Source organism: Flavobacterium sp. CF136 (assembly GCF_000282055.1).
Taxonomy (GTDB): domain Bacteria; phylum Bacteroidota; class Bacteroidia; order Flavobacteriales; family Flavobacteriaceae; genus Flavobacterium.
Genome location: NZ_AKJZ01000070.1, coordinates 1 through 21,758 on the forward strand (window position 1 = coordinate 1; position 21,758 = coordinate 21,758).

At 33.5% G+C, this 21,758-nt stretch carries 19 protein-coding genes; 13 read left to right on the plus strand and 6 right to left on the minus strand.

All coding sequences use genetic code 11. The annotated features are described in order from the left end of the window. The first annotated feature begins 442 nt into the window (after window positions 1-442). Both pth and PMI10_RS17945 read left to right on the plus strand, forming a co-directional pair. Window positions 443-1,117, plus strand: a complete 675-nt coding sequence (gene pth / locus PMI10_RS17940) for an aminoacyl-tRNA hydrolase (protein ID WP_007810610.1) — start codon at window positions 443-445, stop codon at window positions 1,115-1,117. 137 nt (window positions 1,118-1,254) lie between these two features. Beyond that, a complete protein-coding gene (locus tag PMI10_RS17945) occupies window positions 1,255-1,863 on the plus strand; it encodes a superoxide dismutase (RefSeq protein ID WP_007810612.1) in 609 nt (202 codons plus the stop codon). Window positions 1,864-2,348: 485 nt separating this feature from the next. On the opposite strand, the gene PMI10_RS17950 is transcribed toward PMI10_RS17945, so the two are convergent. From PMI10_RS17950 to PMI10_RS17965, 4 genes are all read right to left on the minus strand, one after another. Beyond that, window positions 2,349-4,247, minus strand: a complete 1,899-nt coding sequence (locus PMI10_RS17950) for a hypothetical protein (protein ID WP_007810613.1) — start codon at window positions 4,245-4,247, stop codon at window positions 2,349-2,351. A gap of 78 nt (window positions 4,248-4,325) precedes the next feature. Continuing rightward, window positions 4,326-5,249 carry a PfkB family carbohydrate kinase gene (locus PMI10_RS17955; RefSeq protein WP_007810614.1) on the minus strand — a complete coding sequence of 308 codons (924 nt, stop codon included), beginning with the start codon at window positions 5,247-5,249 and terminating at the stop codon, window positions 4,326-4,328. A 240-nt stretch (window positions 5,250-5,489) separates the two neighbouring features. After that, on the minus strand, window positions 5,490-5,885 hold the full coding sequence (locus tag PMI10_RS17960; protein WP_007810615.1) for a hypothetical protein: 396 nt from the start codon (window positions 5,883-5,885) through the stop codon (window positions 5,490-5,492). After that, a complete protein-coding gene (locus PMI10_RS17965) occupies window positions 5,869-6,456 on the minus strand; it encodes an RNA polymerase sigma factor (protein WP_035632175.1) in 588 nt (195 codons plus the stop codon). Before PMI10_RS17965 ends, PMI10_RS17960 begins: the two co-directional genes overlap by 17 nt. 290 nt (window positions 6,457-6,746) lie before the next feature. On the opposite strand from PMI10_RS17965, the gene PMI10_RS17970 reads away from it, so the two are divergent. Beyond that, a complete protein-coding gene (locus tag PMI10_RS17970) occupies window positions 6,747-7,094 on the plus strand; it encodes a DUF6249 domain-containing protein (RefSeq protein WP_007810617.1) in 348 nt (115 codons plus the stop codon). 66 nt (window positions 7,095-7,160) lie between these two features. Here PMI10_RS17970 and rnhA read toward each other — a convergent pair whose 3' ends face one another. After that, window positions 7,161-7,643, minus strand: a complete 483-nt coding sequence (rnhA, locus tag PMI10_RS17975; RefSeq protein ID WP_007810618.1) for a ribonuclease HI — start codon at window positions 7,641-7,643, stop codon at window positions 7,161-7,163. 132 nt (window positions 7,644-7,775) lie between these two features. Continuing rightward, the gene (purN, locus tag PMI10_RS17980; RefSeq protein ID WP_007810619.1) at window positions 7,776-8,354 is read right to left on the minus strand and encodes a phosphoribosylglycinamide formyltransferase; all 579 of its coding nucleotides are present in this window, start codon (window positions 8,352-8,354) and stop codon (window positions 7,776-7,778) included. Between the two features lie 175 nt (window positions 8,355-8,529). On the opposite strand from purN, the gene PMI10_RS17985 reads away from it, so the two are divergent. The 10 genes from PMI10_RS17985 to PMI10_RS18030 form a co-directional block, all read left to right on the plus strand. Further along, window positions 8,530-8,766: an acyl carrier protein gene (locus PMI10_RS17985; RefSeq protein WP_007137004.1), complete on the plus strand. Its 237-nt coding sequence runs from the start codon at window positions 8,530-8,532 to the stop codon at window positions 8,764-8,766. Window positions 8,767-8,943: 177 nt separating this feature from the next. Continuing rightward, window positions 8,944-10,197: a beta-ketoacyl-ACP synthase II gene (fabF, locus tag PMI10_RS17990; RefSeq protein WP_007810622.1), complete on the plus strand. Its 1,254-nt coding sequence runs from the start codon at window positions 8,944-8,946 to the stop codon at window positions 10,195-10,197. Between the two features lie 8 nt (window positions 10,198-10,205). Next, on the plus strand, window positions 10,206-10,946 hold the full coding sequence (gene rnc / locus PMI10_RS17995; protein WP_007810623.1) for a ribonuclease III: 741 nt from the start codon (window positions 10,206-10,208) through the stop codon (window positions 10,944-10,946). Between the two features lie 124 nt (window positions 10,947-11,070). Next, window positions 11,071-11,559: an IPExxxVDY family protein gene (locus tag PMI10_RS18000; RefSeq protein ID WP_007810624.1), complete on the plus strand. Its 489-nt coding sequence runs from the start codon at window positions 11,071-11,073 to the stop codon at window positions 11,557-11,559. Between the two features lie 5 nt (window positions 11,560-11,564). Further along, a complete protein-coding gene (gene pyk, locus PMI10_RS18005; RefSeq protein ID WP_007810625.1) occupies window positions 11,565-12,995 on the plus strand; it encodes a pyruvate kinase in 1,431 nt (476 codons plus the stop codon). A 245-nt stretch (window positions 12,996-13,240) separates the two neighbouring features. After that, window positions 13,241-14,437, plus strand: a complete 1,197-nt coding sequence (locus PMI10_RS18010) for a C1 family peptidase (RefSeq protein ID WP_007810626.1) — start codon at window positions 13,241-13,243, stop codon at window positions 14,435-14,437. Window positions 14,438-14,609: 172 nt separating this feature from the next. Then, window positions 14,610-15,335, plus strand: a complete 726-nt coding sequence (locus PMI10_RS18015; RefSeq protein WP_007810627.1) for a metallophosphoesterase family protein — start codon at window positions 14,610-14,612, stop codon at window positions 15,333-15,335. 42 nt (window positions 15,336-15,377) lie between these two features. Continuing rightward, window positions 15,378-15,902 carry a DUF6646 family protein gene (locus tag PMI10_RS18020; RefSeq protein ID WP_007810628.1) on the plus strand — a complete coding sequence of 175 codons (525 nt, stop codon included), beginning with the start codon at window positions 15,378-15,380 and terminating at the stop codon, window positions 15,900-15,902. A gap of 388 nt (window positions 15,903-16,290) precedes the next feature. Further along, window positions 16,291-19,152, plus strand: a complete 2,862-nt coding sequence (locus PMI10_RS18025; protein WP_007810629.1) for a pectate lyase family protein — start codon at window positions 16,291-16,293, stop codon at window positions 19,150-19,152. A 613-nt stretch (window positions 19,153-19,765) separates the two neighbouring features. Beyond that, the coding region (locus PMI10_RS18030) for a pectate lyase family protein (protein ID WP_238539486.1) at window positions 19,766-21,758 on the plus strand (1,993 nt) is incomplete at its 3' end.

Below are 21,758 nucleotides of genomic sequence, written 5' to 3' on the forward strand. Positions count from 1 at the left end.
TCAGTGCAGAGTGGTTTAGTTTTTTGAAGCAGAAACTCTTGCATTTTTCAAGACCAGACGTTCCTGCCATTCGCTATATCTTTTCATCCGCAAAAAAGTGGATAAAAAGGATGCCGCTTCTGTCAGGGCTAGCCAGAGGTTTAGTTTTTATAAAAACCATAAACGTTGCAAATCTTTGTCAGACTGAGCGAAGTCGAAGTCCTACACAAGAAACTCGACAATCTGAAAGTGCAAAATTTTGCGGGACTTCGACTTCGCTCAGTCTGACAAAAATGAGGATAAAAATCTGCAAAATCTGCGCGAAACTCTTTTGCTTAGCGAACTTCGTGAAAAATCTTGTGCTCTTGTGGTTAAATGACCACACAAAATTATCTAATTGACACATTTTCTAATTATCTAATCAACAATTGGCACATTCCCTAATTAAGTTTATTTTTGCCCCATGATAAAATGGATAACAAAACTGTTTTCATCAACACAAAAAGAAGAGAACACAGGCAACATGAAACCGGAGGTTCACGAACACCCAAAAAACAATATAAAAAGCGTGAGTAAAAAATATTTAATCGTAGGACTCGGTAATATTGGTGCCGAATACGTAAACACAAGACACAACATCGGATTCAAAGTCCTGGATTTTTTAGCCAGAAAAGAAGGACTTTCATTCGAAACCGTAAAATTGGGAACGTTGGCCGAATATAAATTTAAAGGAAGAACTTTTTTCTTGCTTAAGCCAAATACCTATATGAATTTAAGCGGTAAAGCCGTAAAATACTGGATGGACAAAGAAAATATTCCTTTAGAGAATATTCTGGTCATTACTGACGATTTAAATCTGTCTTTCGGAACCATCCGAATCAAACCAAAAGGAAGTGATGGAGGCCATAATGGATTGAAGAACATCAATTTAGTTTTAAACACACAACAATACACCCGTTTTAGATTTGGTATTAGTGATCAGTTCAAAAAAGGACAACAGGTTGACTATGTTTTAGGCGATTGGGATGAAGAAGAAAAAGCAAAATTACCTGAAAGATTAGAAGTCGCATCAGAAATTATCAAATCTTTCGGTACAGCAGGACTAGAAAATACAATGACAACTTTTAACGGGAAGTAAGGATTTATAGGGATTTTTGTGTAAAAACAACAATTATCAATTAACTTAATCCAATTATAACGAAATAGAATTTTCTATTCCAAAGTTAAATGTATAAATTTGAATAAATTATTATAAATCATAAAATCATAAATATCATGGCTTTTGAATTACCACAATTACCTTATGCATACGATGCATTAGAACCACATATTGATGCACGTACAATGGAAATCCACCATTCTAAACATCATAATGCGTATACAACAAACCTAAATGCTGCAATTGCAGGAACAGATTTAGAAGGGAAAACAATCGAAAATATCTTAATCAATTTAGATAAATCAAACGCTGCAGTTCGTAACAATGGTGGAGGTTTTTACAACCACAATTTATTCTGGACTGTAATGTCTCCAAATGGCGGCGGATTACCAACAGGTGATTTACTGGCTGCAATTGAGTCTTCTTTCGGAACTTTTGAAGAGTTTAAAGCAAAATTTGCTAAAGCAGGAGCAACACAATTCGGTTCAGGATGGGCTTGGTTATGTGTTCACAAAGGTGGAAAATTAGACGTTTGCGGAACTCCAAATCAAGATAATCCATTAATGCCGGAAGTAGGTTGTGGTGGAACTCCAATCTTAGGAATGGATGTTTGGGAGCACGCTTATTATTTAAACTACCAAAACAGAAGACCAGATTATATCGAAGCTTTCTTCAATGTAATTAACTGGACAGAAGTAGCGAGAAGATTTGCTTTAGAGAAATAGTCTGGAGATATAATAGAATAAAGAGTAAGAAAAAAGACGGATGGCCTGATAGCTATCCGTCTTTTTTGTTGAATATTATATATTTAAACTATGTTCAACAATTTTTATTCTTTACTCTATTTTCTTTTCTCAGAGATTTTACTCCAAATAAAAAAGGCGGAATTTCTTCCGCCTTTTTTGCCCCAAATCTACCATATACATAACCTACTTATGCTATGGTAATTCAAATGTATAACAGTGTGTTAATAATGACAAATATATCAGACTAAAAACAAATAAATCCGTTTAAAGGATTGGTTTTTAAAATATTGACTTTATTCCAATAAAAAAGGCGGAATTTCTTCCACCTTTTTTGCCCCAAATCTACCATAAACTTAACCTACTAATGTTATGGTTCTTCAAAGATATACTAGCATTGCATTTTCCCCAAAAATATAGGATGAACGGCAAATAAAACCGATGAAATGCATATTTTAACTTTTTATTTAGTAAGCTCTTGCGTTTTTTCCTTCATAAAAATTCATAAATGCACGATTAACGACCCGATTTCCTCCCGGAGTTGGATAATTTCCGGTGAAATACCAATCACCAAGATTTTTCGGACATGCGATATGTAAATCGGCTACTTTTTGGAAGATAATTTTTACCTCTGCATTGATTTCCGGAGAGCTCAACATCTCTGCAATTTTGTCTGAAATCTCTTCCGGAGTAAAAGGATCGTAGATTGCGGTTACATAATTTACAACATCAGTATCAATAAAATTTTCCTGTGCTTTACATTTTGTGTAAACTTCGTCTACTATATGATATAGATTTCTTTCTTTCAATAAATCCAGTGCCGCTCTAAAAGCGACAAGACCTTCCAGTTTTGCCATATCAATTCCATAACAATCCGGATAACGAATTTGTGGTGCCGAAGAAACAATCACGATACGTTTCGGTTTTAAACGATCCATCATTTTAATGATACTCATTTTAAGAGTTGTACCGCGAACAATACTGTCATCAATAATAACCAGATTGTCTGTAGGTTTAATTACTCCGTAAGTCACATCATAAACGTGGGCCACTAAATCATCACGGCTGCTGTCTTCAGTAATAAAGGTTCTTAGTTTAGCATCTTTAATAGCAACTTTTTCAGTACGGATTTTTACAGCTAATAATTCCTGTAAAGTTTCGGCTGTAAGTGTATTTCGATTTTCTAAAATATAATTGTTTTTACGCTGATTCAGGAAATCCTGAGCCGCTTCAACTAAACCGTAAAAAGAAGTTTCGGCTGTATTTGGAATATATGAGAAAACAGTATTATCGGTATCGCTGTCAATTGATTCAAGAACAGCTGGCAAAATTAGTTTTCCTAAATTTTTACGTTCCTGGTAAATTTCAGCATCACTTCCTCTTGAGAAATAGATTCTTTCAAATGAACAGGCTTTTTTTACAGTAGGCTCTAAGATCTGGTTCATAGAAACTTTCCCGTTTTTCTTGATGATTAAAGCATTACCCGGTTCAATTTCCTGAACACTTTCAAAAGGGACATTGAATACAGTTTGGATAACAGGGCGCTCAGAAGCTACTACAACTATTTCATCGTCCTGATAGAAATATGCCGGGCGAATTCCGGCAGGATCTCTAAATACAAAAGCATCTCCATGACCTAATAAACCGGCCATTGCATAACCGCCATCTAAATTTTTTGCCGAACGGGTCAATATTTTGGCTATGTCTAAGCGTTCTGCAATAACAGGAGAAGCTTCTCTTTTAGAATAGCCTTCTTGTTTACAGTCCTGGTATAATTGCATTACTTCTTTATCCAGAAAATGACCAATTTTTTCCATTACTGTAACAGTATCGGCCATTTCTTTCGGATGCTGTCCTAATTCTACTAAATTTTCGAAAAGTTCTTTAACATTAGTCATATTAAAGTTACCTGCCAAAATTAGATTACGGTGCATCCAGTTACTTTGACGTAAAAATGGGTGAACACTCTCAATGCTGTTTTTTCCAAAAGTTCCGTAACGAACGTGACCTAAAAATAACTCTCCTATATATGGAATGTTTGCTTTTAGTTTTGTCATGTCATCAGCAAGTTCAGGATTAGCAGTCATCTCTTCATTGATACGATCATTAATCTGCTTAAAAACATCTTGGATCGGCTGTGAATGATTCGAACGAACTCTGCTAATATAGCGTTGTCCGGGTTCTACATCCATTTTGATACTTGCAAAACCGGCACCATCCTGACCACGGTTGTGTTGCTTTTCCATCATTAAATACATTTTTTGTATTCCGTAAAAAGCAGTTCCGTATTTTTCTTTGTAATACTCAAGCGGTTTAAGAAGTCTGACTAAGGCTATACCACATTCGTGTTTTAAAGCGTCGCTCATTGTTTTTGTATTTGTGTGTTGTAAGTTGTGTGTATTAACGTAATAAAAAAGCCCCGTTGTTATCGAGGCTTCAGGGCATTATATTTCTATGTCAAACTGAGTTAACGACTTAAATTGTTGTAATCGAATCGTTACTTCGGCCTTGGTTAATGTTTCCATCCTTTCTGTTCCAAATTTTTCCACACAAAATGAAGCTAAATTAGAACCGTAAATTATTGCATTTTTCATATTGCCAAACGAAATGTTTTCGCTTTGGGCAATGAATCCTGAAAATCCACCAGCAAAAGTGTCTCCTGCTCCTGTCGGGTCAAAAACATCTTCTAATGGCAATGCCGGAGCAAAGAATACTTCTCTGTTATGGAATAAAAGTGCGCCGTGTTCTCCTTTTTTGATCACCACATATTTTGGTCCCATATCCTGGATTTTAGCAGCAGCTTTTACTAATGAATATTCTCCTGAAAGCTGTCTTGCTTCTTCGTCATTGATTGTGATAACGTCTACACGTTTAATTACGTCAAGTAATTCCGGTAAAGCGCAGTCCATCCAGAAATTCATAGTATCTAAAACTACTAATTTTGGTTTTTTCTCCATTTGATCCAAAACACTGCTTTGTACTAAAGGATGTAAGTTTCCTAACATCACGATATCTGAATCCTTAAAGTTTTGAGGAACTTTTGGTTGAAAGTCAGCCAGAACATTTAGTTCAGTAACTAAAGTGTCTCTTGAGTTTAAATCGTTATGGTATAAACCGCTCCAGAAAAAGGTTTTCCCGCCTTTTACAATTTCGATACCTGAAATATCAATATTTTTTGAAGTTAATAAATCTAAATGTTTTTGAGGAAAATCGTCGCCAACTACAGAAACAATGGCTGATTGCAGGTTGAAAAAAGATGCTGATAAACCAATGTACGTTGCAGCACCACCTAATATTTTATCTGTTTTTCCGAAAGGAGTTTCAATCGCGTCGAAAGCAACCGTTCCAACAATCAATAATTTATTCATTTTATGAATTTCGAATTAAGGTGCAAAGATACTTCATAAGTTACAATATTGCAATGGTTTAGGTTCTCAAAATTTTCATAAAAAAACAATATCGTTTTCGGGATTGAAACTGCTGTAAATGAAGGTGTTATATTTAAATCTTTTACAGGATTAAAATATGTTTTTTGGATTTAAAAAGCAATAGTTATTTTCGAAAAATGCTTTGAATGTTTTCGATTGAATAATTGAATAAAACTGAATCTACATCTCATACTTCTTATCAAAATAATTCTTCAATAATCCAATCTGAATTAAAATCATAAAAGGCACTATTAAAATGGCGTACAGAATATTTTTAGAAAAATGAATTCCTGAAAATAAGTTAGATGCTTTATCTGTGTATAATTTGACAATTTCAAAATTAGATATGTCGTTGTTTGTGAAAATAGAATAAGCTGTCAAAGCAGTTAAGCCCAAGCCGATAAAAATCCAGGTCGATTTAGAAATTAAAGGTTTGTAAGCCTTGATTTTTCTTTTTTCTACAGCTAAAACCTGAGACATTATTTTTGAAGTAAAGTCAATTGATGGTGACTCCAAAGTATTTTCGGCCATCATTTTATCAATAAGATTTTCTATATTTTTAGCGCTCTCGTTCATAATAATCTACTATTTCTGGTTCTAATTGCTTTTTCAAAATTACAGCTAATTTTTGTCGGCTTCTAAATAATTTTACCTTAACATTATTAGCATTAATGTTCATGATTTTTCCAATTTCTTCTAAGCTCTGATCTTCAAAATAAAATAAAGTCAGCAGGAAATTTTCGTCACTTGGCAACAAATTTAAACAATTCTGGATGGTTTGCTTTCGTTCTTTGTCTTCTAAAGCACTCAAAGCATTATCCATTGTTTTAATTAAATGTGCCGAAAATTCATCTATCGATATATTGTTTTCTTCTTTTTTATTTTTCTTCAAACGATCTAAACACGTATTATAAGCTATTTTATAAATCCAGGTCGAGAATTTGGAATCTCCTTTAAACTTATTCAATGAATTATAAATTTTGATAAAAGTGTCTTGTGCAACTTCTTCAGCTTCTTCTCTGTTCCTGACCATTTTGAGTGCCAGGGTAAAGATCATATCCTTATATCGATCAACCAGCACGGCAAACGCATTTGTTTCGCCCTGCAGGATTTTATCAATATAATGTTGATCAGATATTGTACTCATAATTATATAGGACGATAGTTTTACAGTTAAGGTTACACCAATTTGGAAAAATTCCAAAAAATAAATTCCAAATTCCAAATTCCAATTTCAAAGGAATCTCAGAACTTATATTCTAAATTTCAGATAAAGATTAGGGCATGTTTCAAAAGAAATTTAAATTCAAAATTAACTGATAATCAGTAGTTTTTGGAGTTTGGAATTTAAAATTTGGAATTTATTTTAAAAAAGGTGTAACCTGAATTTAAAAAGCATCGTCATATGGAATATCAATCAATTAAAAATATAATATTATGAATGCAGAAATTTTAATCCCAATCACTTTTTTCCTTATGATCTTCGGAATTGTCTATCTTATTTATTCAACAAGAAATCGAGAGCGTTTAGCTCTTATTGAAAAAGGCGTCGATGCCAGCATTTTTTTAGAAGGTAAAAACAATGGTGTTCCGGCATGGAAAATATTTGTTGTAAACCTGGCTTTCTTATTAATAGGAAGCGGTGTTGGAATTTTTCTGGCCCTGCTAATTACAACATATACATCTTTAGAAGATGATGCTGTTTATCCTTCGATCATTTTTATAATGGCTGGGGTTGGTTTATTGGCCGGATTTAGAACAGCTAAGGATTTAGATAAAAAATAAGAATTTTTTAAACGGGTAATTTTAATAACGTATCAGGAAATAATCTTCCTGATACGTTATTCTTTTTTAATCCATTTTTGAGCCGATGGTCTCGTAATAAACATCTACAGAAAGGTTTGGCTGCATCGATGCCATAACGGCCAGTTGATCGCAGCGTTCGTTTTGAGGATGATTGTTGTGACCTTTAATCCATTTAAAATCGACCTGGTGTTTGCGGTAAGCTATTAAAAATCTTTTCCATAAATCAGGATTTTTTCTGCCGGCAAATTTCTTTTTTTCCCATCCTAAAACCCAGTTTTTCAAAACAGAATCGACTACGTATTTAGAATCTGAAATTATCAATACCTTCATGTTTGGTTTTTTTAGTTTTTCCAAACCTACAATCACGGCCAAAAGTTCCATTCTATTATTGGTAGTAAGGCGAAAACCTTCGTAAAATTCTTTCTTATGGGGTGTTCCAACCAATTCCATCACAACACCATACCCACCATTTCCCGGATTTCCTTTTGCAGCGCCATCTGTATATATATGTACTTCGTGTTGGGTCATTTTTATTTTTTATTCACCATATAACTGATATAAGTTCATTGAAAGCTTACGTGCTACATTTCTTTAATCTTGTAAGCAAACTCATTTGAACGTCCAACTTATATATTCTTATATTATTTATATGGTTTGAATTTAAATTTTTGAATTTGAATCTTCTAATATTGTCTGAATAATTTCCGGAAAATACTTTTGTTCCAGTTCATGAATTTTTTCAGCTACCGTTTCTGGCGTATCTTCGTCAGTCAGAAGTACATTTTTCTGGAAAATGATGCCGCCTTCATCATAATTTTCATTTACATAATGAATCGAGATTCCGGTTTCCTTTTCCTTATTATTCACTATTGCCCTGTGTATGTGCATTCCATACATTCCTTTGCCACCATATTTAGGCAAAAGCGCAGGATGAATGTTGATTATTTTATTTGGATATTGTTCAATTATGTTATCCGGGAATTTTAATAAAAAGCCAGCTAAAACTATTAAATCCGGGTCGATTTCCTGTATACTTTGTAATACATTTCTCTCTATAAGTTCATTTTTTGAGAAGATTTCGACTGGAATCTGATGATTTTTTGCTCTTTCGATTACTTTTGCCGAAGCATTATTTGTAAAAACCGAAACAACCTTTGCCGTTTTTGTCTTAGCAAAATATTTTATAATATTTTCTGCGTTAGTTCCTGAACCTGAGGCAAAAACAATAATTTTTTTCATAATCGGATTAATTTTTAGAATGCAAAAAACGGAATAAAAAATCAAAATAAATAGTGTTAAAAGACCTTTCTTGAAATTAATTTTATAAATTAGTGTCACATTTATTAACTATATGGTTGTTTTAAAATAAAGTTTTTTATTTTTGCCAACAAATTAAATTCTAAAATTAAAGATTATGTCAGACATTGCATCAAGAGTAAAAGCGATTATCGTAGACAAATTAGGTGTTGACGAAAACGAAGTTGTAACAGAAGCAAGCTTCACTAATGATTTAGGAGCTGACTCATTAGACACTGTTGAGCTTATTATGGAATTCGAAAAAGAATTTGATATTCAAATTCCAGACGATCAAGCAGAAAACATTGCTACTGTTGGTCAAGCTATTTCTTATATCGAGGAAGCTAAAAAATAATAAATATACACCCGATTTATGTTGAATAAATCGGGTGTTATTATTTTTTTAAATTAAATTTTCGATTGAAATTCAATCACAAGATATATTTATATTGTAATGCCCATGGCTCTTAAGTAAATACTACAGTTAAGAAAGCGTGGGTTTTATTTGTTTAAAGATACAAAATACATATTTATGGCATTAAGGCGAGTTGTTGTAACAGGATTAGGAGCTCTTACTCCTATTGGAAATAATATCCAGGAATATTGGGATGCACTCGTTAATGGGGTTAGCGGAGCTGCACCTATTACATATTACGATACAGAAAAACATAAAACTAAGTTTGCCTGTGAAGTAAAAAACTTCAATATTGAGGATTATATGGATCGTAAAGAATCCCGCAGGTTAGATAAATTTGCTCAATATGCAGTTGCTGCGAGTGATGAAGCTATTAAGGATGCAGGATTAACAGATGATAATGTTGACAAACAAAGAGTTGGTGTTATCTGGGGTGCAGGAATTGGTGGTTTAGAAACTTTTCAGGAAGAAGTAATGTACTACGCAAAAGGTGACGGAACTCCAAAATTCAATCCATTTTTTATTCCTAAAATGATTGCGGATATTGCACCTGCTCATATTTCGATGCGTAATGGTTATATGGGGCCAAATTATACTACAGTTTCTGCATGTGCTTCTTCTGCAAATGCCCTAATTGATGCTTTTAACTATATCCGTTTAGGGATGTGTGATATTATTGTATCTGGAGGTTCAGAAGCGGCAATTACTATTGCAGGAATGGGAGGATTTAACTCTATGCATGCTTTATCTACAAGAAATGAAAGCCCTGAATCTGCTTCCAGACCTTTTGATGCTACCAGAGATGGTTTCGTATTAGGAGAAGGAGCCGGAGCTTTGGTTCTTGAAGATTACGAACATGCGAAAGCCAGAGGAGCAAAAATTTATTGTGAAGTTGGCGGTGGCGGAATGTCATCTGATGCTTACCACTTAACCGCACCACATCCGGAAGGAATTGGAGTTATTGCGGTAATGAAAAATACGTTAAGAGATGCAGGGATGAACCCTGAAGATGTTGATCATATCAATACGCACGGAACTTCTACGCCATTAGGAGATGTAGCCGAATTAAAAGCAATTAGTGCTGTTTTTGGTGATCATGCAAAAAACATCAATATCAATTCAACAAAATCAATGACTGGACATTTACTTGGTGCTGCCGGTGCAATTGAAGCAATTGCTTCAATTTTAGCGATGCAGTATGGTATTATTCCTCCAACAATCAATCATACTGTTGTTGATGAAAAAATCGATCCGGCATTAAACCTTACCTTAAACAAATCTCAAAAAAGAGAAGTGAATGTTGCTATGAGTAATACTTTTGGTTTTGGTGGACATAATGCATGTGTATTGTTTAAAAAATTAGTTGACTAGTTTTGTCTATGAATATTATCAAAAAAATATTTTCAAAATCCCGTTCTGAAGAAGACGGGATTTTTTTTGAGACTATTCAGAAAATTCTTGGATTTAAACCTATTTCAATTGATTTTTATAAGAAAGCGTTTACACACAGATCCTCTAATAAATTAGATGAATCAGGGAACCCTATTAACTATGAGCGTCTTGAATTTTTGGGAGACGCTATGTTGAGCTCTGTGATTGCGGCCCATTTGTTTAATAAAGCGCCTAATGGAGATGAAGGCTATTTAACTAAAATGCGCTCTAAAATTGTTAGTAGGGAACATTTGAACGAGCTGGGCAAAGATTTAAATTTAGTACGATTCGTTGAAAGTAAAGTTCCTATTCAGCATTTTGGAGAAAATATTCACGGAAATATTTTTGAAGCACTTGTAGGAGCCATTTATTTGGACAGAGGATATTCTTTTTGTGAAAAATTTATTCAAAAGAGAGTTATTATACCTTATGTCGATATTGCGAGACTTGAAGGAAAAGTTATTAGTTATAAAAGTTTGGTTATTGAATGGTGTCAGAAAGAAAAGAAAATCTTTCATTATGATATCTTTGAAGATAACGGAATTGACGGACAACGTTTATTTGGCGTTAAATTGAGTATAGACGATAAAGTAATTGCAAGGGCAAGAGCAACTTCAAAAAAGAAGGCTGAAGAAAAAGCATCACAACGTGCATATTTTGCATTCCAGGAAAAAATGGATAAAAAATAATAGCAAAATTGCTGTAATATTCTTAAGTCTATAACGTTTTCGTTTATAAATTAACAAAAACATGTTGTTCTTAACTATTTATGCTCCGTAGAAATAGTATATTTACAGCTTGATATTTCATGACATGGCTATTCATAGATTGGATTTAGACGAATTTGACGAAATTGATTATTATTTAATGGCAATTCATACTTCATTGGAAGATTATCGATTGGCATATTTTATCAATAAAAAACTTCCAGTAAACTTAAGTAAGAGCAAAAACGAGATTCACGCTCAGACTAAGGAAGGTGAGGCAAATTTTTCAAGATTCTATTATTATGATATTGATAAAGCTGTTTCATGGAATTTGATTCAGAATAAAAATGAAATCATTTCAGTGAGTACAAATGATTTTCAGAATTTGTTTTCCAATGAAAAAAGTGAGATTTCAACAACAATTCATTTACTTCCTGAATTCAAAAAAGTAGATTTTTTCCTGAAAATAGATAATAGCAGTGAGGCTATAAACTTTTCAGACATACAGCAAAAGCTAAATACAATTGAGAGTATCGCAGCTATTTATGCTGTAGATATCAATAAAATAAAATCAAAAAACAATTTAATTTTTTAAAAAAAATGCTTACAAACAAAAAAACCAAAATTGTAGCCACACTTGGACCTGCATGTGGAACGAAAGAGATCATCAAAGACATGATCGACGCAGGTGTAAATGTATTTAGAATTAATTTTTCGCATGCTGATTATGAAGGTGTAAAAGAGAAAATAAATATTATCAGAGAACTGAATGAAGAGTTTGGTTATACAACTGCAATTCTTGGAGATTTGCAGGGACCAAAACTTAGAGTTGGTGTGATGGAAGAAGGAACAGTAGTTAACGATGGTGATTTAATCACATTTACAACTGCTGAAGATATTTTAGGAACTGCTCAAAAAGTATTCATGAAATATCAAAATTTTCCAAATGATGTTAATCCGGGAGAGCGTATTTTGCTTGATGACGGTAAACTGATTTTTGAAATTATTTCTACAGATAAAAAAACAGAAGTTGTTGCCAAAGTAATTCAAGGTGGAGAATTAAAATCTAAAAAAGGAGTTAATCTTCCAAATACTAAAATTTCATTACCGGCTTTAACTGAAAAAGATATTGCAGATGCCATTTTTGCGATTGGACAAAAAGTGGATTGGATTGCACTTTCATTCGTAAAAACTCCTCGCGATTTGCAGGATTTACAGGAATTAATTGCTAAACATTCAGATGTTAAAATTCCTATCGTTGCTAAAATTGAAATGCCGGAAGCTCTTGAAAATATGGATAAAATTATTGCATATTGTGATGCTATAATGGTTGCCAGAGGAGATTTAGGAGTTGAACTTCCTGCACATGAAGTACCATTGGTGCAAAAAGATTTGATTCGCAGAGCAAAAACTGCAAGAATACCTGTTATTGTGGCAACGCAAATGATGGAAACAATGATTACAAGCTTAACGCCAACACGTGCTGAAGTTAATGACGTTGCCAACTCGGTAATGGATGGTGCTGATGCAGTAATGTTATCCGGTGAAACAGCTACAGGTAATTATCCGGTGCAGGTAATTCAGAAAATGACTCAAATTTGCGAAGCTGTAGAAGATTCTCCGCTAATTCATGTACCACAAAATACACCGCAAATTAAAACAAAACGTTTTATTACTAAAACAATTTGTCAGCAGGCAGCCTTGATGGCAAATACAATTCAGGCAAAAGCAATTTGTACCTTGACAAATAGTGGTTATACTGCTTTTCAAATTTCTGCATGGAGACCATCTGCCCATATTTTAGTTTTTACTTCAAACAAAAGAATTCTTACTCAGTTAAATTTATTATGGGGAGTGAAATCATACTTCTATGATAAAGATGAAAGTACTGATGATACTGTTACTGATGTAAACGAAATTGCAAGAGAAAAAGGATTCGTTACTAAAGGTGATTTTTTAATCAATTTAGCAGCTATGCCAATTAAAGATAAAGGAATGGTAAACACTATGAGAGTATCAGAAATTGAATAGTTTTTCTTTTTAGAAAAAACACATTAAATATAAAAACCATCAAAATTTATTTTTGATGGTTTTTCTGTATAAAATAGTTTCGGTTTTTTGACCTTTTAGTGTGTAACTTGCTTATTTATAGATGTATAAAATTGATTGTGTAAAAATTTAACGCATCACATACTAACAAATTGTATATTATTTGATTGTTTTGTAACAAAATATAAACTGTTACTACTAATTTATTAAATCATTAAATAAAAATTATGAATAGATTTTCAATCAAATCAGTATTTATAGCTTCGATTTTTTTTGTTGGAGCAACCAGCTGTTTTGCACAGGACATTTTAGTAAATTCACTAAAATTAAATGCAAGTGATAAAAGTAAAGAAAACTTTAAATTCACAGAGGAAATTAATTTAGGGACTACTTCAGTAAAACTGCAGGGTTCTTCAGGAACTTGTTGGAGTTATTCTACCAACTCTTTTTTAGAATCTGAAATGATTCGTTTAGGAAAGCAACCAGTTGAGTTATCACAAATTTTTTCTGCAAGAAATGTGTATGTTGAAAAAGGGAAAAATTATGTACGTATGCATGGTGCCGTTACTTTAGGTGATGGAGGTGCTTTGCATGACGTAATTAATATGTATAAAAAATTCGGGACCGTTCCGAGAGAAGTTTATACAGGACTGAACTACGGAACTGATAAAAATAAATTTGCCGAAATGTCAGCCATTATTGAAGGTGTTTTAACTGCCGTTGTTAAAAATCCAAATGGAGAATTGACACCGAGCTGGGAAAAAGCCTATGCTGCGGTTATTGATTCTTATTTAGGAAAAGTGCCGGATAATTTTACTTACAAAGGAAAAAATTATACACCACAATCTTTTGCTAAAGAAGTAGTAGGGATTAATCCTGATGAATATGTAGAAATGTCATCATTTACAAATGCCCCATACTACCAAAAAACAGTATTGGCAGTTCCTGATAACTGGTCATTTGATCAGATTTATAATGTAAAAGTGAATGATATGACCGATGTTATTGATAATGCCCTGAAAAAAGGATATACTGTGGCATGGGCAACTGATGTTAGTGAAAAAAGCTTTAGCTGGAAAAATGGCGTTGCGTATGTTCCGACAAAAAAATATGATGATATGACGGCTGATGAAAAAGCAGACATGTTTAACGGACCAAAACCAGAACCGGAAATTACTCCTGAAATGCGTCAGGCGGCTTTTGATAATTATCAAACTACAGATGACCATGGAATGCATATTATTGGTTTGGCTAAAGATCAATTGGGAAAAGAATACTATATCGTAAAAAATTCCTGGGGAGAAACAAACGACTACAAAGGATTTTTATTTGTAACTAAGAATTTTGTAAAATATAAAACAACAGCTTTATTGGTAAATAAAGGTGGGATTCCTTCAGATATTGCCAAAAAACTTGGGGTATAGTTTCTTAAGAATTTTGAAAAATCCCGACAAATCTCAAAAAACAGATTGTTTATTAGCTTTGTCGGGATTTTTTGTGATTATTTTTTAAATAATGTAATTTGATTAGCAACTTAATTATCTAAAAACAGATCATTTTCTATATTTTTGTGATTACAGATTAAACAATTAAAAAATGAAAACATTTGTTATAGGCGACATTCATGGTGGGTTACTCGCACTTGAACAAGTGATGAAAAAGGCCGAAGTTACAGAAAATGATACTTTAATATTTCTTGGTGATTATGTTGATGGCTGGAGCCAGTCCCCTCAGGTAATTGATTATTTGATTCGTCTTCAAAGCAAGCAAAATTGTATTTGCATTAGAGGGAATCATGATGAATTATTATTAGAATGGCTTAAAAATGCAAAAAATAATGAACTTTGGTATCAGCACGGAGGTGAGGCTACAGTTTTGGCTTATGAGAAACTAAACGAAGAACAAAAACAAATTCATATAAAATTTTTAGAGTCACTTCAGGATTATCATCTCGATGAGCAAAACCGTTTATTTGTACATGCCGGTTTTACAAATTTAAATGGTGTTGGTTATGAATATTTTCCGAAATTATTTTATTGGGACAGAACGTTGTGGGAAACAGCACTTTCTTTAGATCCAAATATGAAAGAAGATGATTTGTTTTATCCTAAAAGATTTACCTTATATAAAGAAATTTTTATTGGTCATACACCCGTTACCCGTATTGGTAAAACGATTCCAATAAATAAAGCATGTGTTTGGAATATTGATACAGGGGCTGCTTTTAGAGGTCCTTTGACTATAATGAATGTACAGACAAAAGAATTTTGGCAAAGTGATCCTTTGAATGAATTGTATTTTGATGAAAAGGGTAGGAATTAAGCTGTAAAATCCTATTTTTGTATTTTAAAAATTATTTAAACTATGAAAAAGATTATTACATTATTGTTTTTAGCTGCATTCGGAATTACACAAGCGCAACACGCTTTTACGGGAAAAGGAGATATGAAAATCAATGTTGGTGCTAACATACAAGATGGAGGCTCAGGAATTCAGGGGTCAATTGATTTTGGTCTGGCAGAAAATTTCTCTTACGGATTTGTTACTTCTTATTTATTGGGTGTAAATGAGTTTTCAGGTTATTATGGTGATACAGAGTATTATGGAAAAAAACCAGATTTTGGAGATCGTTTTGATGCAAAATTCAGAATTAACGCCAATCTGGGAAGTGTTTTTAATATTGATGAAAAATTAGATATCTATCCTGGTTTAAGTTTGGGATTGAAAAATTTCGGGGGTCATGTTGGAGGCCGTTATTTCTTTACTGAAGGATTTGGTGTTTTTACTGAAGTTGGATTTCCAATTGCAAAATACAGTAATGATAATGAGATGTTTGATCATTTAAATAATCAGGTTACTTTTAGCTTGGGAGCATCATTTAATTTGTAAAAAATATTTTTAATTAATAGCCACAAAAAAGCGGCAATTTCAAATTTGAAATTGCCGCTTTTTTGTGGCTTAAATCTAAATTGAACTAAAAGGTTGCTTAAAAAAATAAGAATATTCTGTTGTGTGGATTTTACAAATATTTTATCCTGTTTTATGTGCAGTTTTTTATGTTAAGACAAACATTTATGGGGTTGAGCAGTGTTTAAATCTATAACGATATAGTTATGTTATTCATGTTTAAATAAGGTATTTTTTTTATTATATGTATTTTTTTTATAAATTTTTTTACTATTAAGAAATTTTATTTACTTTCGTGTAATCGATTACATTTTTATTTAAGTGTTTCGGCAACTATTTAAACTAAACTATCATTACTTAAACCACAATTATGAAAAGAATTTTACTTTACATGGCTTTATTGTTTGTTTCTGCACAAATATGGGCACAATCAGTTACTATCACAAAATCATCCGGATGGCTTGAATCTGCTTTTGTAGAATGGACACCTGTTGCAGGAGCTGACAGCTATAATGTTTACTATACCGGTGGAGTGGAAACTAATAAGAAAATTGATGAACAGTTAATTCGCAGCTATGGCAGTTATTTTCGTGCGGATATTCCTGGTATAGCAGCAGGCACTTACACTATTACTGTAAAACCGGTAACGGCAAATGTAGAAGGTACAGGAACTACAACTTCCAGTCTGACTGTTTTGGCACAAGATCGTAACGGTTTTGCTTTTGATGGTGGCCGTGTTCCCGGAGGATACAAAGCTGACGGTACGCCTAAAACAGGTGCTGTTGTTCTGTATATTACTCAAAATACAAAAAATACGATTTCAATGAATATAACGGGTGCAAGTGCGAATCCATGTGTTGGTTTACAAAATATTTTGTATGCAATCAAAAAAGGAAAGGATACACGTCCTTTTATCATTCGTTTGATTGGAAATATTACTGATATGACTGTAATGGAAGGCGGGGATATCACTATTGAAAATGCAAACAATGCAAATAGTTATCTTACTATTGAAGGTGTAGGAACAGATGCGGTTGTGAACGGGATGGGGGTTCGTCTTAAATCGGCATCAAATATCGAAGTTAGCAATCTTGGTTTTATGAACTGTAACAGTACAGCGGGAGACAATATTGGAATGCAACAAGATAATGATCATATTTGGGTTCATAACTGCGATTTGTTTTATGGAAATGCAGGTAGTGATGCAGATCAGATAAAAGGAGATGGTGCATTAGATAATAAAAACTCAACTTATATTACGTTAGCATATAATCACTTTTGGGATAATGGAAAAGCGAGTCTCTTAGGTTTGAGTGAAGGTACTACAACTGGTTTGTATGTAACCTATCATCATAACTGGTTTGACCATTCAGATTCCCGCCATCCACGTGTTCGCTATTATTCTGCTCACATTTATAATAACTATTTTGATGGAAATGCAAAATATGGTTCGGGGTCAACTTTAGGATCTTCATTGTTTGTTGAAGGAAACTATTACCGTAATAGTAAACATCCTATGATGACTTCATTGCAGGGAACTGATATTTGGGACGAAACGAATCAAGTAAATAATGCAGGTACAATGGGGACTTTCTCTGGTGAAGCCGGAGGTAGTATTAAGGCATTTAATAATACATTTGATGCCGATATTGCAACAAATAATATGCGTTTTGTGGCCTATGGAGATACTAATCCACAATATAATATTGCTGGAAAAATTAGTTCTACTACAGATTTTGATGCTTATTTAGCAACAACCAGAGGAGAAGTTGTTCCTGCTTCAGTTATTTCAAAATCAGGAAGTAATACTTATAATAATTTCGATACCAATGCTGCATTATACGTGAAAAATTTGGTAATTGATTCTCCTGCTGACGCTAAAACGAAAGTAATGCAATATGCAGGGCGTGTTTCTGGCGGTGACTTAAAATGGACTTTTGATAATTTGGTAGATGATAAATCTTACCTTGTTATTTCTGGGTTAAAAACGGCACTTACCAATTATACATCAACCATGGTATCAGTCCAGGGAGAAACTGCAGCTCCAGGAAATCAAACCTTAGTGGCCACTACCAACAATAATAATCAAACAGTATCGAGTGGTACTGCAATTAGTAATATTGTCTTTACCTGGGGAGGCGATGCGACAGATGCAGCTGTTACCGGATTGCCAAATGGAGTTACAGCAGCAAAAAATACTACTGCAAAAACGCTAACTCTTTCCGGTACACCTACGGAAACTATGGAGTATACTGTTACTACTACTGGTACAGCTGGTACTTCGGCTTCTGATTCAGGAACAATTACAGTATTGCCTCCAAGCAGTCAGATAATTACTTCTACCAGTAATAACAACAATCAAACTATAACAATTGGTGCTTCTATCATTCCTATAGTATTAACGTGGAGCGGAGACGCAACCGATGCTAATGTTTCTGGATTGACTGCAGGACTTGGGTCTGTAAAAGATGCAGTGGCAAAAACCATTACAATATCCGGTACGCCAACTGCTACCGGTTCTGCTACTTTTACGGCGATTACTTCTGGTAGTGCAGGAACTCCGGTTGCTGTATCTGGAACGATTACTGTTAATGCTGTTTCTGCAGGTGATCAAATACATAATTTCACATTATCTGATAAAGTTAGTTCGTTTTATAGTATTACAGGAAATATGAATAATTCTTCTCCTCCAACTATAAGTTATTCTGGTTTAACACTGTCCAAATGTTTAAAAATGGAATCTAGTACAGCTATAACATTTACAGTAACAGCAGCGGCAACTTTAACCTTGGTTTTTGATCCTGCAGCGGATGCTACAAAAAGAACTTATGTAGTTCCTACGGGTACTGCTGTTGCTGCTGTATATTCATATACAGCGGTAAATGGCATTACAACTATTTCTCTTCCTTCTGCAGGTTCTTATACGATCTTGAAAAGAGACAGTGGAAATTTGTACTATATTAAAACGTCTTATCCTTCATTAGGACTAGGAGAAAATGTTGAAGCTGCAAAACTTACTTTGTATCCTAATCCTGTTTCAGATCAATTATATATTTCTTCGGATAATCAAAAAATTGAAAATGTCATGATTTATAGTTTGTCAGGTGGTGTAGTTAAAAACATTTCTGGTGAAGTTGAATCTATTGATGTAAGTAATCTGACTACTGGAAATTATTTGGTAAGAGTTACTACTGATCAAGGTTCATTTGCTAAAAAAATCATCAAAAAATAGTTTTCTTAATTTTTAATAATGTTGAAAAGGCTTCCAATTTGGAAGCCTTTTTTATTTGTATCTGTCACAAATTTTATAATGAATTAGTATTACTCTTTTTTGAATGTTTTTTGTTGGTTTTCAAATGACATTTATTGAAATAATTTAGGACTAAAATCTAAATTGTATTTTCTTTAAAATAGTGACTTTTAGATAATTTATATATGTATTTTTTAAATCGAACATAAATAAAACAATTTTTTTAAGTCTTTATTTTTAAATTATCACAATTATTAACAGGTTTTTTATTATAAATTATTTGACTTGAAAATAAATTTAATATTTTATAAAATAAGATAAATTTTGTGGAGTTTCTCAAAAATAATCTTCTAATAAAGTTACGGAAGTGGCGTAAAATAAGGTATAATTAATCATGTGTAATTTGTTGCATTTAATGTAATAAATTACATTTAGAGTATTTAAAAGTTGTTATTTTTATTGAATGTGTTTTTTTATTCTAAAAATATTGAGAATATTTAAATTTTGTATATTTTTGCGTAATCGATTACATTTTTTGAATTTGTAGTCAAAAACAAAAACCACTTTAAACTAACTATTAATTAACCAAAACCACATGATGAAAAAAAACCTACTTTTTTTAACTTTTTTGCTTGTTGTTATCCAAGGCTGGTCACAACAAATCCAAATTAACGAGGCAGCAGGCTGGCTGGAATCTGCATTTGTAAAATGGCAGCCTCTTAGCAATGCTCAAACCTATAATGTTTATTATACGGGAAATGGTTTTACAGACCAAAAAATTGACAATCAACTAATTCGTAGTTATGGTTCTTACTATCGTGCCGATATACCAGGGCTAAAAGCCGGAACTTATACAGTGAAAGTAAAGCCGGTTATTTCCGGAGTCGAAGGTACAGGTTCCACAACAAGCACTTTAACTGTTTTAGCTCATGACCGCAGTGGTTTTGCTTTTGATAGTGGCAGAGTGCCGGGAGGATACAAGGCAGATGGAACGCCAAAAGACAATGCTGTAATTCTTTATATTACGCAGAATACCAAGAATACTATTTCGATGGATATTACCGGAGCCAGCGCAAATCCTTGCGTAGGGCTGCAAAATATTTTATTTGCTATTAAAAAAGGTAAAGATACACGTCCATTTATCATACGTCTTATTGGAAATGTTACGGATATGACCGTAATGGATGGTGGAGATGTTGTTATAGAAAATGCTAAAAATGCATCAGCTTATCTTACTTTTGAAGGTATTGGTACCGATGCGGTTGCTAATGGGTGGGGAGTACGACTTAAATCAGCATCGAATATTGAAGTTAGAAACATCGGATTTATGAACTGCAATAGTACAGCAGGTGATAATGTTGGAATGCAACAAGACAACGATCACGTTTGGGTTCATAATTGTGATTTGTTTTATGGAAATGCTGGCAGCGACGCTGACCAAATAAAAGGTGACGGAGCATTAGATAATAAATCATCAACTTATATTACATTGGCTTATAATCATTTTTGGGATAGTGGAAAAGCGAGTCTTTTAGGCTTAAGTGAAGATACTACTACAGGTTTGTATATTACGTATCATCATAATTGGTTTGACCATTCTGATTCTCGTCATCCACGTGTTCGTTTTTATTCTGCACACGTTTACAATAACTATTATGATGGTAACTCAAAATATGGCGCAGGGTCTACTTTAGGATCATCGGTATTTATGGAAGCAAATTTTTTCCGTAATTGTAAATATCCTATGCTTACTTCCATGCAGGGTACTGATGTCTATGGAGGAGCCGAAGGAACTTTTTCTGGCGAAGCAGGAGGTACCATAAAAGCATTCAATAATACTATGAGCGGTGAAACACGATTTGTGGCTTATGATGCTACAAATTATCCAAAAGAATTTGATGCTTATGTTGCGTCAACCAGAAATGAAACCATCAGCAGCAGTATTACTTCAAAATCAGGATCAAACACTTACAATAATTTTGACACAAATTCAAGCATAATGTATTCTTATACACCAGATAGTCCGGAAGCAGCTAAAAATAAAGCAATACAATATGCAGGACGTGTTTCGGGTGGTGACTTAAAATGGACTTTTGACAATGCAGTAGATGATACATCTTCGCTTGTGATCACAGCTTTGAAATCTGCACTTACCAATTACACCAGTACGTTGGTTTCAGTACAAGGAGAAACCAATGTCGTAAGTAATCAAACGCTTACTTCAACTACAAATAATAATCAAACTGTAGTAAGTGGTACGGCAATTAGTTCTATTGTTTTCACTTGGGGTGGTGATGCTACAGATGCTACCGTAACCGGATTACCTGCATCGGGAATTACTTTTGTAAAAAATACTACCGCAAAAACAATTACTATTACAGGAACACCAACAGCGACTTTGTCTTATTCAATTGCTACCACAGGAACAGGAACGGCAGCCACAGGATCGGGAACTATAACAGTTACACCTGTAAGTGCACAAACCCTTACTTCGACTTCTAATAACAGTCAGACAGTAACAAGTGGTACTGCTATTGGTACAATTGTTTTCACTTGGGGTGGAGGAGCTACAGATGCTACCGTAACCG